Below are 12937 nucleotides of genomic sequence, written 5' to 3'. Positions count from 1 at the left end.
CTACATGATGCTCCTGACCCCGGATATCCTCTTTCCGGGCGTTCTCTCTGACTCCCTGATGCGGCGATCTGGATGCCTCTGGAAGTCGGGCCTTCATGATCATCAACTGGCAGGAAGGACACGACCATGAGCAACCGCCGGCCACCCAGCCCATCGCCTCTTCAGCGCCGAGGCCTCGTCTTTGGCTTTCCCGGGCCGACAGTCGTGGACAATATCAACAGCCTGCCGGTGCGCCATGTGCCCCTCTCGCTCGCCACCCGGAAGTGGCGCTCAGGGCTGGGCTGGCGCGAGTTCCTTGCGCTGCAGGGCGGGCGCCCTCCGTTTCGGACTCGCCGGAAATTCTGGCAAGTCTGGTTCTAAAGCTGCAAGGCTCGGAGCTACGCCATGCGCGATCCCGGCAGGCGTAGACCATCACCGATCCCGACCCTAATCGGGCCGCTCGAGTCCCGTCCCGCGCCTCTCGGCGGGGGCACGCGGCCTTCCGCCCGGCGTGGCGATGGATTTCGCATGGAGCGGGAATCGTTGCGCCGGCCGGCACCCTCGGCCGAGACGATGCCCTGGTCTGCCCGAGTTCGCCGAGGCGGCCCCGCAGTGACCATGCTGAGTGGGCAGGGCAGGGGACTTCCTCCGGTCACCGCCGCCGCCAAGGCACAGGCGGTTGAGGCACGGAGCTTCCGATGCTACGCTGGTGGGCTTTCGCGAACTGGCAGGAGGCCCTCATGAAACGAGTCATGATCGTCGGACAGCCCGGCTCGGGCAAATCCACCTTGGCCCGGGAGATCGGCAGGCGCACTGGGCTGCCGGTGGTTCACATCGACCATATCCACTGGTCGACCGGATGGGTCGAGCGGTCGCGCGAGGAGAAGACCCGCCTGTGCCAGGAAGTTCACGCGCGCAAGGAGTGGATCTTCGAGGGCGGACACTCCGCGACATGGCCGGAGCGGCTGGCACGCTGCGACACGCTGATCTGGCTGGATGTGCCGATCCATGTCCGGCTCTGGCGCGTGTTCCTGCGCTCGCTTCAGTATCGAGGGCGCACGCGTCCCGATCTACCGGACGGCTGCCTCGAGCAATTCGACTGGTCCTTCTACCGCTGGATCTGGAACACGAGGATCACCAGCCGGGCTCAGATCGAGCGGCTGGTGGCTGGTGCGCCCAGCGATAAGGCCATCATTCGGCTTCGGAGCGCGAGGGAGGTCAGGATGTTCTTGGCTGCACGTCCGGGCAGCTCAGACATGCAGTCGTTCTGTTCAGAACGGCCCTCGCGCCGAGGCGTTGAGGGTCCGAGCCCGCTATAAGCTGCTATGCCTGTCTTGCGGGACCGAGGGCCACAGCCGGCCTGCACTGATGAACGACCCATATACAACGACGGGACGGATGCCAGAGCCACTGTGACGAGCGCGTCTCCTCTTAGTGTAGTTGAGCAGCGAACATGAGCAGCTGCGCGAGTCCGTCCCTCATGCCGCCTACCGGAGAAAGATCCGCAACCATAAGAGAAAACACGGGAATTTTTTCACGGGCCGCGCGCGTGGATGTTCAAGGAAGCGATCGCCGTGCCTGGCGAAGCTGCTGGATGCCCCCAAGTGCAGGCTGCTCAAAGGTCTATGTTGGCCTGACTACGCCGGTTCGAGTTAAGGTCATTTGGAAGTTGCGAAATCCTCGGAGAGGATGCACACCTCGCTCACGTATGGTGCGTCGGAGCGCTGTAGAGCCGAAGGAAAATGAAGTTGGGTGCTGGGCAAACTAGTTCTGATCAACCTGAAGGGGCAGTCTTCAGAAAAGATGAGACGTTGGATCGCTTGGCCGCAACCTGCAATGTGGCGCAGTTTGTGAGCTTCGCGCCGGCAGTCGAAGGTCCTTTGCTGCAGTTTTGCCGAATTTCTGGCATTGAACCTAATCATCGCTTCGAATCTGTTGCTGATGCCATACAGGCTCTTTTCGAGCGAAGCTCCGAAAGGACGGTGAACATTCGTAGCTTTAATGCTCACCAAAGCCAAAGCCGCGACTTTATCTACGGCATTGACAACGCGGCTGCAGCGGTCGCTGCTGTTGAGCGCATGGCCAAGGAGGGCGCGTTCACGATTGTGAACGAAACGATTGATGTTTCGGATGGTGGCGTTTCTGGCGTGGTGATCGGCGACATAGTGGAGTTTCGCCCTGACATGACGCCGCGCGGTGTGGAGCAGCCAGGGTTCGCCCGGCTCCCAACCTCAATGGCTATACAGCTTTTCAAAATCGTCTATGGAGTGGAGGCCGACTTCTCACATGGGCAGAATGGGCGTCTTGAATTCAGTCTACATCCGAGACCACGAGGCTGGAAGATGGACAACGTAATCTTCTGGGAACTATCTGAGGATTCGTTACCAAGGGACTTGGTGAAGATCGAGTGGCCCAATGATTTTAGCCGAATGATCGGCGACAAGGTGTACGGACTTCTGGTTGCGGAGATTAAAGGCTTTCCAGTTCCTAGGACAACGGTGATAGGTCGACGCATCGCGCCCTTCTCCTTTGGCCGATCTACGGATCTTGCAGAAGTGTGGATAAGAACAAGCCCGCGAGAGCAAGTGCCCGGGAAGTTCACCACCGCGCGCGGGTGGCGAGATCCTTTTGCCTTGCTCCAACGCGAGGATCCTGACGGTACCGCAATCTCCTCGGTGCTATCGCAGCAGGGTGTTGCGGCGCAGTGGTCGGGCGCGGCTATAGAGACGTCGAGCGGGAGCCTCGTTGTAGAAGGGATCCAAGGAACCGGAGAGCGCCTCATGGTTGGGCTTGCGGATCCCGAGCCAATTCCCGATGAGATCTTAGCAAAGGTAAATGATCTACACGGCCGGCTCGCTTGTGCGCTTGGTGCTTGTCGGTTCGAATGGGTCTTTGATGGCTCAGAGCTATGGATCGTCCAACTTCATCGCGGATCTAGTACGTCCGACGGTGACATCATTGTGCCAGGTGATGCAGACGAGTGGCTTGATTTCGATGTCTCTCAAGGGCTGGAGGTGCTTAGGTCTTTGGCCCGCGACTTGAAGCCGCAAACCGGTATCATGCTGGATCGCAAGGTGGGCCTAACCAGCCATTTAGCCGATGTTTTGCGAAAGGCTGGGGTGCCTGCGCGCGTGCGTCCTCGTTAGCAGTTGACGCCGGGGCATTCTAAAGCAGGGAGTAGGACGATGGATCGCTCCTTATCATGAAATATGGCCAGAGGAGGACAAGCATGGCATATCAAGCGATAGTAGAAGCTCGCGAAGCTGCAGAAGCGAGGCAGGAAAGCCTTCGTGAAGCCGTACGGCTGGGCCTGCAAATGAAGCGTGAGCAAGAAGAAAGAAAAGCGGCACTTCAGCAAGAGCGCGCGCTGAACAGCTCGGCCCGAGCGTGAGCATTTGCGGTAGCAGTAATGATGTTGAACATGTACACATCTGACGATTGGCTACGCCAGAACGGCGAGGACTCGGCATCTGACCCTTGGAGACCGCCCGTTGTCAGGGATTTCGGTAGGATCATCCACAGCGCTAGCTTCAGAAGGCTGCAAGGTAAAACGCAGGTATTTCCGGGACACGAGTCCGACTTCTTTAGAAACCGTCTGACGCATTCACTTGAGGTCTCACAAATCGCCGAAGGCATCGCAGACCGTTTGAACTATGTATATGCGGAAAAACTGGGAGGTCGGCGGATCGACAGCCGACTCTGCGCAGCGGCAGGTCTTGTCCACGACATCGGACATCCCCCATTCGGCCACAATGGTGAGCGCGCACTCAACACTAAGATGGAGATGCGCGGCGGATTCGAGGGGAACGCTCAGACGCTGCGTATCTTAAGCCGCTTGGAAAAGAAGGCGAAGTACAAAGCGCCTGTAGATGGCGACGAGCGCGCCGGGATGAACTTGTGTTTTCGGACACTCGCTGCCGTGCTGAAATACGACAACGAGATAGATAAAGAACGCTTCGGTAGTGATGGTCCGCAAAAAGGGTACTACGCCTCCGAAGCTAAGATTGTCGCAGAGATAAAAAGAAGAGTTTTGGGAGGGAAAGCCCTTCCGGCTGGCGTCAAGTTTAAGACCGTTGAATGTGCAATAATGGATATTGCAGACGACATCGCTTATTCTGTTTACGATCTTGAAGACAGTCTTAAAGCAGGTTTCCTAACGCCTGCCTCAATTCTGGCTACAGATGATGATTTGCTGAAGAGGGTTGCGGAAAAGGCAACTGAGCAGCTGGCGGAAGATTGCAGCGAGAAGATCACCGCACAAGAAGTCTTGGCGACCTTGGTTGCTCTTTTCGGGGACATCTTTGCTGTGGACGAAAGCAGAGAGCAAGACTTTCCGTTCGAACGACGGAATAAGGATCTTTCAAGTTTTATCAACGCGATGAAGGCGTCTCGTGCGGTGAACATGGACGCAGGGAGGAGGATGAAGCTATCGTCCGAACTGGTTCACGAATTCATGAACGCTGTTGAACTAGAAATAAACGAAGAGTTTCCTGCTCTCTCACGAGCTGCGCTAGATAAGAAGACGCGCATTAAAGTGGAAATCCTGAAGCAATATACTTTCCTGTCAACTATCTACTCGAACCGGGTTAAGCTCGGCGAGTACCGTGGTACCGAGTTGGTGGGGGAAATATTCGAGGCGCTGGAAAAGAAGAGCGGACATCTGCTTATGCCCGACGACGTGCGCAAGCGGGTTCAGGAGGCCGGTGGGGATAAGGATTTGCAGGCGCGTCACATTTGCGACTTTGTCGCAGGAATGACGGATAGGTATGCCGTAGAGTTCTGGGCTCGGCTCAAGTCAGATGTCGCGGAAAGCATGTTTAAGCCCATCTAGCAGATCAAGAAGTAAGATCTGCGGGGGAGCGAAGCTCGCTCCTCTACCATCGCTATTGGGCGAAAGCTGAACCTTCCTTGAAGACGTATCGGGGCGAACCTTCGAGCAAAATGCTGAGCTTGGTCAGGATGTCGGCAAAACGGCCAATTCTTAAGCTCGTATCGGGTGCTAGTCGCTGCCTTCCGCGAACATTCACGTGCGTCTGATCTAGATAAGGAAAAACAACAGCAGATCGGAATGAAACAGGTCAGCTCCAGCTCTAGAACGAAAAGGCCATTTGTGGTGACTTGCGCTCAACTTCGTGACGCCAAACCCATGCATCGAATTCTCGTCTCGATATAGCGAGTAGATCCGCGGCTGCACAAAACACATGTTTCAGGAAGGAATAGTCTTTATCCAGTATGCCAACTTCTTGGGCAAAGCTTCTTATGTGTCGATCTACCGCAATAGACTCAACGCCAACCAAGCACGCCATGTAGTCCACCGTTTTTGGCCCCACTCCGTGGATATCTTGAAGTAAAGCACAAAAATCTTTATTCGAAAGCCTTCTTCGAAGTTCCTTCGAGTCTCGAACATCGTTGCGATGTAAGAAATTTACAATCCTCTCGAATCTTGATATCTTTAACGGATGCTGCCAGTTTAAAATCGCTGCGCTCTTGCCAGATTCAACAATCTCTATGAGGGCGCCAATCGTCGTCGCTTCTGGAAACAGCGCAAGTGCACGCGTAACTCTGGGCCGCACCACATTTGCGTAATTCAGCCCAGCCTGTAACGTTGTGTCGACGAGGATCGCACCCATGTGCTGATAACACGCGCGAGGGTGGCGCGAATCGGCAGGGACGCCCTGGAGACACGCAAAGTTTGCAACCCGCCGTGCAGCAATGAGAATTTCCACCGCGTCGTTGTCTATAGCCATCGAGCTCATGCCAGTAACCCTGTTTCTCGAAGCGCTGCTAGACGTTCGACGCAGTTAGGGCAAGCGCCACAAGGCATCAGGCTCGCAGCTTGGCAGGAGAAGGTGCGCCCAATTGGAACTCCCAGTCGAATAGATTCCTTTGCGACTTCTGACTTGGACCAGAAGCGAAACGGTGACAAGAACCGGACTGGACCAACCGAGTCAGTAAGCGCGTCGAGCTTGTTCATGAACTCGGCCGTACAGTCGATCTCCTTAGCGCGGTTGCTGTTGATAAAGCCGGTGTAAACCTCAAACGCTCCCAGTGTCTGGGCACGTGCCGCAGCTGCAGAATAGAATAGAAGAGTTCGGTAAGGCACGTAAAGATCTTCATCCTTCACCTCTTCATTCCAAAGGTCAGCCTCTGTTATCAACCTTGACTTCGATCCCCTAAAAAGGTCGGAGATATCATTTCTTTCTGGATGTGCAGCCGATGCTGGCAGTACCTCCTTAAGTGTTTCCCACTCGGTCTCCACGCAGTGCTGCCCGTAGTCGAAGAAGACCGGAATAAATTGTACCCCCCTTTCGGTGAGCCAGTATGCAACTGTTGTCGAGTCCAACCCGCCAGATGCCATTAATAGCGCGAAGCTCATTTCGCTTGCTCCCGCAGTTTGGCGAGAAGTTCGAACGTCGAGTTCAAGCACTGGTCCAAGTCATCTGAGTAGGCGTCGCTGCCGCAGATCACCATCGTATTATTGTTCTCTTGCCGCGGATCGTAGGTAACGACCGGCGTGCCAGCCGCAATGGCAAGGCCAATTTCAACAAGCGTTCCTGGATCGCGGTTCAGCGGGACAGCAAATACTAAACTGCAGCGCCTCAACAGTTCGACATCTCTATCGTAGTAGGACCGCAGATCTTCCGCCGGGGTTCCAGGGCATGCTTCTCCATTGTCTTGTACGGGGCGTCTGACCGTAAAATTATGATAGAGGAGCGCCTCCACTGCAGCGTCAACTTCAGCTTTCTCCATATACGAGAAGTCAGGTGCGGCCAGATAAATTTCGAAGTGAGGTCGGTCGTGCCATGGCAGCAGTACACCGCCCAGCGACAGGACTTCATCAGGTGTTAGCTTGAAGTCACGTTGAACGTCTCTCTTGAAGTCGTCGGGAAATGTCGTCTGCGCGTAGCGTGTAGCAGCTTGCATCCCGCGAAGGGCGGCCGTAAGTGCGCCATGGTCTATTAATGCCGCAAATACAGCGGTATAAACATCGCCCACCCCCACAGAGTTTACTGTTCTAGCCAGTGTGGCTGGGATTTCCCAGCTTTCTCCGGATTCTAAGTCGAATAGTCTGCTCCCCCCTCTATTCTCCTTTAGCAGAAGATGCTTTGCGCTTCGAGTCTTGCAGGCCTTCAAAAGTGGCCCCAAATTCTCAAGGGCAAGAGAGGAAAATAACTCAGATGATGTTGATATGGCTAGCGCATGAGATGCGCCGTAAACTCTGGAAAGTTCATCTGCATCATTCACGTCGTATGCAATGTCAACAGTGATTTTCGCGTCGCTATCAAGGTTTTTGACAATACCCTCGAAATCGAAAGTGCCCGGATAAACTACTATGTTTTTGAAGCCCCTTAGTTTCTCGTCTAGATCGAACGTCAGCACCTTCTTTGCTTCGCGCAGGATGTTCTCGTATCCCTGATGCCCCACTTCTCTCGCGTCTCCAATTAGGAAGACGTTAGGGGCGCCAAGCACAGTGCCTACCTGAATGAAGTTAGTACATCCATGAGCGTAAAGATACGCCTCCGCCTCTGAGACCAGATAATCTGGGCAAATAGCGGCTACCGAGTACGGTACATTTAATGCCCACAGACCCCTTGCTGCGTGAACTACGCCGCCAAGGCGCATCTTGGCGGATGACATTGGCGTAGAAAGCGTGAAATCCACGCAGATTTCGCCCAGCAGTAGGACAGGCTTGTCAAGCATCGTTATACCGGCACAAAATCGACATCCACCCTAGGCGCGGGCAACGCACTGGAATTCGTGACAACTCCAGTATAGCTAATGCCATCTCTAATACATGCGGCCAAGTAGTTGAATGGCGTTGGCAACGCGCCAATCTCTACGCCAGCTGCATCGGCGGCCAAGATGCGCGTTCTAAATGTCAATGTCAGAGCAGTGCCAACTGTAGGCACAGTGCCTGTTTTGGAGAAATAGCTGTACAGTCCAACATCTTCGAGGCTGACACTGAAGGCTTGACGACATCTGTCGCCTCCACTCGAGCCTCCAGACTCACCCCCTCTCCCTTCGGATTGTCGTTCTGCGCCACTATAGTCAGAAAACCTGCCCGATCCGCTGCTGCCCAATTTCGTTGATCCTTATCAGTTTGCGAAACTCTGGAGGCCGAAGAGTTCGGCCATTGTCTTCTCTGGTCTATCAATCAGATGGTTTCATCTGTTTGCAAGGATTCGCTGCGTTTGCTCAGCGTGACGCAAGACCACCTAGCGCCCTATCTGTGGTAGCGCGCGACGTGCGCCGAGGGGCCGGCTAAAGCTGGGTCTTGATCGGCCGTGTAAGACGCGCCTTTCCAACCGCGTGCCTGCGACGTCCGCACTGCGACGACGAGCCGCAGAAAGCGGCAAGCACTGCCTTGTGCACATGGCGATCGGAGCCGCGCGGCGCAGGATCGCATCCAGTCCGGAGTTGCCGAACGTGTTCTGTGCTGCATCGCCGCTGAAATCGATCAGGAAGGAAGGTGAGCCGACTGACGTCAGTGGCATAGTCGGCACAGCTACAACAGGATAGCGGGTGCTCATTCAGAACGCGGCGATCAGTCATAGTGAAGCCAACTGAGAGGAGGGCCGCTTGAGGCAGCGCGGTACGACAGACGAAGCGTCAGGCGAGGAGCAGTCCATCCGGTGGACCGCAATGAAATCTCCGCATCGCTGGTGCTAATTCGGTGATGGACTGAGAGTGTGCGTTGACAGGCAGTAGCGCGCAGTTGAGTGAGGTTGCCGGATTTTCGTTGGCACCGCTGTTGGTGCCCGACATTGTAGATCAGGAAGGTAGAGGGAGGTGGGCTGTGGCCGGCGGCGATCAGTATGAGGTGATAAATGTCACGGACGAGATATCCTCTTCTCTGCCAACAGACCTGCAGCTCCAGCTTGCGGCGGTGAAGGCTGAGATGCAAAGCGTGATTAACCCTGTCACAGGAGAGCTCGAGAAGCTCAGCCGCATCCTCGCTTCGCTCCCCGCAGTGGCCGCTCTTCGCCACATCCATAATCGTTTGGCGAAAGCGCCATTCAGCACAAATGTAGACGATCTGCTCGACCACGAAATGATGACCTTGGCATTCGTTGTTGCTTATTGCCGAGTGATCGAGGGAGGGAATGGAAGCAGCGGTGTCGGCAGGAGGCAGATCCCGAACCATCTCCGCCAAGCGCATCAGGACATCATCGACGCGAGAAATCAGCGGTACGCACACAACGACGGGCACTACTCTGTAGACGGTTCAATGATAATTGATTTCGTCCGGGGAGAGTTTAAGGTCAGCGTGCAATCCAGAATGGGGTATTATGTCCGGGGCGCCAATGAGTGGCGCGATTTGGTCGATCTTGTCGAAGCTTTGACGATTGAGCGTATTCAGAAGCAGCTCGCAAAGCTCAAGCTGAAGACCCGCCGTGAGTGGTCCTTCGCCAGCGGTCCAGCCCCCGAGTGGGCGGAGCAACGTGAGGATGAGGCAGCCAAAGAGTGAGCGAGAACTTTTCTAGTTTCTAATAAACTCCGACTCTTGATCGCGTTGCAAATACCGCGATTGGCTCCTGGGCAGGATCAGCTATGCCTGCAACATAAGTCTGGATGCTTGCGCCACGCGGCGTGCCCCCATTTCAAGCTCCACCCTATCGGTTGTTGTATTCGGGATTGGCTGGGCCGCAAGGGACATAAGTGGCCGCTGTTCCAAGCAGTGGCTCACCCTTTGGCGCGTCTAGTTCGCGACGTGAGAAGCGCCGTTTCTCAGGTGCCTGGCAGGTTGTGCAGGTGCCTGGCACGGGTTGCGCTGTTGCGACAGTGGCGTGTCGAGATCCTCGCGCCAGCGGCCCGCGACGCCATAGTCATACTCGCGTTTCCGGCTGGCGGCATGGGTTCGCCGCATCGCCACATCGCCGCACTCACAAGTTCGACCGACCGCTGTGGGCCGGTCGTGGCAAAGCCTCATGCGGGGCAGTATCTAAACGTGCAGTTCGTCTTGACCATTGCGGTTACAGGGGCACGGACGCTTGCCGCGCCCGTGGCCAAAATTGACGGTCAGTTCCCGGCCACCTCAAGCAGCTTAGAGCGGACAAGCGCGTCGAGCGTATCAACCGAGGGCGACAGGCGCTTCATTGCCTCAGGCACGGAGGCGCGGACGTAAGACGAGACGAACTCGGCCGCGATCTCGCGTGTCAGTCCCCGCGCCACCGCCACGCGGGCAGCGGTCATGATTGCCGAATGCAGCGCCTCACGGTGCCGGGCCTCGATCTGAATCCCAGTCCAGCGCTGGAAGCGCACCGTCGCGAAGCCGATCAACGCGGTCAGTGCCACGCCCGCGAGATCGAGGAGGCTTGGCGTCAGCGCGGTCAGCAGGTCGCTGCCGGTCGAGGCTGCGGCGGGCACCGCGAGCGTGGCGAGGATCGCGGCGGCGATCAGCGAAGCGCGCATCCGGGCGATGGCCGCGACCAGCGGCCAGCCGACGAGCAGGATGAAGGCCAGCGCGCAGAGGGCGAGCATGAGGACGAGGGGCGCCTGGGGCGCGAGAGTGAAGATCGGGGACATATGGTCTCTCCTTCAGAGGCGGGCGAACTGGAAGTGCATCCAGTCGCGGTTGCAGGCTCGGCCGAGGCTCGTGGCTCCGGCGGCTTCGACGATGGTCCAGAAGGGCTCGTAGGCGGGCGCGGCGAAGCTCGCCCGGTCGCGGCCCCAGCGGAGCGGGTTGCGCTCGGGGTCGAGGTCGACGGCGATGCCCCAGGCGTGCATCGAGAGGGCCGAGCCGCCACGCATGGGCCGGTGGTTGAAGCAGCCGCCGAAGAGGTTCAGCCGCAGGCTCTCGAACTGAACGGCGCCGTAGTGCGCCACCGCCTCGCGGAAGATCCGCGTCAGGGGCATGGCCACCAGCTTGTGGCACCGGAAGCTCGTGATGCCCGTGTTGAGATCCCAGGCGAGGCGGAACGGGAACGGCAGCTCGACGATGCCGGCGGTGCAGTCGGGACCGCCCGCCACGCCGTAGAAGGTCGCAACCGACTCCTGCCGCGGATAGGCGCCCTGGGCATCGGTCACCGCGTGGCCCGGCAGCGGCACCCGGTCGACGGCGGCCCGCGCCGGCCCGGAGGCCCAGGCGGTCAGCGCCTCGCGGGTGTAGGGCCCGAGGAGCCCGTCGATCCGACCCGGCGCGTGGCCGAGCCGCGCCAGCACCGCCTGGCCGGCCGCGATGCGCTGCCGGCGGGAGGGCCAGGCGCGCCAGGGCACCGGCTCTCCCTCGAGCGCCGCCAGTGCGGCCGCCTGGGTCAGCGGCCCCGCATCGCCTTCGATGGCGCCGCGGTAGAGCCCGGCGGCCGACAAGAGCCGCTGGATGTCGGATGTCGTCACGTCTTTCTCCATATGCAAAAGCCCCGCGCGAGGGCGGGGCGTGGGTGGTTGGACTGGTGGGATTGCTCAGAGCAGGGTCGCGATCCGCTCGCGGTTCGAGACGAGGAGCTCCTGCGCCTCGGTGCCGCCCGAGGCGGAGACCGAGTAGCTCAGCCGCACCGGCTCGAGGTGGAACCGGCCGAAGAGCGCCCGGATCTCCGGCGTGTCATTGATCGACAGGAGGAAGGCGCCCTTCAGGCCGCCCAGGATCTCGGCGATCCGCGCGAACTGCGCCCGGTCGAAGAGGCCTTTTCCGTAGTCGTTCTCGCCGCCGAAATAGGGCGGGTCGAGATAGAAGAGCGTCTCGGTCGTGTCGTAGCGCGGGATGAGGTCGGCCCAGTCGAGGCTCTCGAACACCACGCCATCGAGCCGCTCGTGGGCGGCGTCGAGCACCGGCTCGAGCCGCGCGAGCGAGAAGCGGGGCCCGTGCCCGGCCGAGACGCCGAAGACCCCGTCGAGCTTGCCGCCGAAGCTGAGGCGCTGGAGGTAGAGGAACCGCGCGGCCCGCTCGAGGTCGGTGAGCGTGGCGGGATCGGTGAGCCGCAGCCGGTCGAACTCGCGCCGGCTGCAGATCTGGAACCGCATGATCTCGAGGAGCTGGGGATAGTGGCGCTGCAGGATCCGGAAGAGGTTGATGATCTCGCCGTTGCGGTCGTTCATGACCTCGAGGCGGGGCCGGAAGCGGCGACGGAGGAAGATCCCGCCCATGCCGACGAAGGGCTCGACATAGGCGCGGTGCGGGATGGCCTCGATCCGCTCGAGGATGAGCGGGTGGAGACGTTTCTTGCCGCCGAGCCACGGGGCCACCGGGGCGGCGGGAGGTACTTGTTTCATAAGGTGATTCTGCCTCACAAGGCGCCTGCCCTCGCGAGGGGTGGCAGGCAGTCTGAAAGGCTTCGGACAGGCTGGCGCGGTCTTGGGTGAGACTTTGGCCGCGTGGTTCGGGCTGTTAACGCAGCCCGGCCCCTGCCTGAGAGGCGCTACGGCCGCGCTGTCGCGCGACCGCTTTTGACTACACACCTATATTGATTGCTGCCTTTTGCGTGTGTATATTTAATCCCGTGAGCGACGGCATCGAACTCGAATGGAACGAAGATAAGCGGCAGGCCACGCTGGCAGACCGCGGCCTCGATTTCGCCGACGTTGCTCTGATCGACTGGGATGCCGCGCTGACCCTCGAGGACACGCGGCGGCCCTACCCGGAGACCCGCTACATCACCGTCGCGCCCATCCGCGACCGTCTTTGCGTTGTGGCCTGGTGCTGGCGGGGTGACGTGCTCCGCGTGATCAGCCTGCGCAAGGCGAACGCCCGAGAGGAGAGGAAGTATGGCTAAGGCAAAACCCTACATCGGCGACGACGACGAGGTCCGCGAGCTGGACGATCCCTTCTTTGCAAACGCGCGCCGCGGCCGGCCGCCGAAGCCGAGCGAGCAGAAGAAGGTGCGCATGAACCTGATGATCGATCCGGAGCTCGCCTCCAGGCTGGACGGGATGCCGAACAAGAGCGCCTTCGTGAACGAGGCGCTGCGGAAGGCGCTCGCATCCTGATCGTGCCGAAGGGCGGCCTTGGAGCGCTCACCGG

13 protein-coding genes are annotated in these 12937 nt (G+C 58.7%); 7 read left to right on the top strand and 6 right to left on the bottom strand.

Annotation, left to right across the window (positions count from 1 at the left end):
• The first annotated feature begins 719 nt into the window (after positions 1 to 719).
• The 4 genes from RSP_RS18950 to RSP_RS18935 all read left to right on the top strand — a co-directional run bounded on the left by RSP_RS18950 (position 720) and on the right by RSP_RS18935 (position 4810).
• Positions 720 to 1298, top strand: a complete 579-nt coding sequence (locus RSP_RS18950) for an AAA family ATPase (protein WP_011339499.1) — start codon at positions 720 to 722, stop codon at positions 1296 to 1298.
• 423 nt (positions 1299 to 1721) lie between these two features.
• Positions 1722 to 3125 (top strand): hypothetical protein, encoded by a 1404-nt coding sequence (locus tag RSP_RS18945; protein ID WP_011339498.1) that lies wholly within the window; start codon positions 1722 to 1724, stop codon positions 3123 to 3125.
• An 83-nt stretch (positions 3126 to 3208) separates the two neighbouring features.
• Positions 3209 to 3370, top strand: a complete 162-nt coding sequence (locus tag RSP_RS18940; RefSeq protein WP_155731656.1) for a hypothetical protein — start codon at positions 3209 to 3211, stop codon at positions 3368 to 3370.
• Between the two features lie 30 nt (positions 3371 to 3400).
• On the top strand, positions 3401 to 4810 hold the full coding sequence (locus tag RSP_RS18935; RefSeq protein WP_160384125.1) for an anti-phage deoxyguanosine triphosphatase: 1410 nt from the start codon (positions 3401 to 3403) through the stop codon (positions 4808 to 4810).
• 259 nt (positions 4811 to 5069) lie between these two features.
• Here RSP_RS18935 and RSP_RS18930 read toward each other — a convergent pair whose 3' ends face one another.
• From RSP_RS18930 to RSP_RS18920, 3 genes are read right to left on the bottom strand one after another with little or no spacing between them, the layout of a single operon-like run.
• Positions 5070 to 5735, bottom strand: a complete 666-nt coding sequence (locus RSP_RS18930; protein ID WP_011339496.1) for an HhH-GDP family DNA glycosylase — start codon at positions 5733 to 5735, stop codon at positions 5070 to 5072.
• Positions 5732 to 6355 carry a 7-cyano-7-deazaguanine synthase gene (locus RSP_RS18925; RefSeq protein ID WP_011339495.1) on the bottom strand — a complete coding sequence of 208 codons (624 nt, stop codon included), beginning with the start codon at positions 6353 to 6355 and terminating at the stop codon, positions 5732 to 5734. The genes RSP_RS18930 and RSP_RS18925 overlap by 4 nt, the downstream gene beginning before the upstream one ends.
• Entirely contained in the window at positions 6352 to 7641 is a 1290-nt protein-coding gene (locus RSP_RS18920; protein ID WP_227590651.1) for a nucleoside 2-deoxyribosyltransferase, read from the bottom strand. The genes RSP_RS18925 and RSP_RS18920 overlap by 4 nt, the downstream gene beginning before the upstream one ends.
• Positions 7642 to 8776: 1135 nt before the next feature.
• On the opposite strand from RSP_RS18920, the gene RSP_RS18915 reads away from it, so the two are divergent.
• Positions 8777 to 9448 (top strand): hypothetical protein, encoded by a 672-nt coding sequence (locus tag RSP_RS18915; RefSeq protein WP_017140412.1) that lies wholly within the window; start codon positions 8777 to 8779, stop codon positions 9446 to 9448.
• 551 nt (positions 9449 to 9999) lie between these two features.
• Here the strand turns inward: RSP_RS18915 and RSP_RS18910 are convergent.
• From RSP_RS18910 to RSP_RS18900, 3 genes are read right to left on the bottom strand one after another with little or no spacing between them, the layout of a single operon-like run.
• Complete coding sequence (locus RSP_RS18910) at positions 10000 to 10506, bottom strand: hypothetical protein (RefSeq protein WP_011339490.1); 507 nt, start codon at positions 10504 to 10506, stop codon at positions 10000 to 10002.
• Between the two features lie 12 nt (positions 10507 to 10518).
• Positions 10519 to 11328, bottom strand: a complete 810-nt coding sequence (locus tag RSP_RS18905; protein ID WP_011339489.1) for a M15 family metallopeptidase — start codon at positions 11326 to 11328, stop codon at positions 10519 to 10521.
• Positions 11329 to 11382: 54 nt separating this feature from the next.
• Positions 11383 to 12189: a DNA adenine methylase gene (locus tag RSP_RS18900; protein WP_011339488.1), complete on the bottom strand. Its 807-nt coding sequence runs from the start codon at positions 12187 to 12189 to the stop codon at positions 11383 to 11385.
• Positions 12190 to 12416: 227 nt separating this feature from the next.
• Between RSP_RS18900 and RSP_RS18895 the strand changes: the two genes are divergently transcribed.
• On the top strand, positions 12417 to 12689 hold the full coding sequence (locus RSP_RS18895; protein ID WP_017140411.1) for a BrnT family toxin: 273 nt from the start codon (positions 12417 to 12419) through the stop codon (positions 12687 to 12689).
• Complete coding sequence (locus tag RSP_RS18890) at positions 12682 to 12903, top strand: hypothetical protein (RefSeq protein ID WP_011339486.1); 222 nt, start codon at positions 12682 to 12684, stop codon at positions 12901 to 12903. The genes RSP_RS18895 and RSP_RS18890 overlap by 8 nt, the downstream gene beginning before the upstream one ends.
• Positions 12904 to 12937: the final 34 nt, after the last annotated feature.

The sequence above is a fragment of the Cereibacter sphaeroides 2.4.1 genome (assembly GCF_000012905.2).
Classification (GTDB): domain Bacteria; phylum Pseudomonadota; class Alphaproteobacteria; order Rhodobacterales; family Rhodobacteraceae; genus Cereibacter_A; species Cereibacter_A sphaeroides.
The sequence above is the reverse complement of the archived record's forward strand: the minus strand, read 5'-3'. Positions and strand labels throughout refer to the sequence as shown.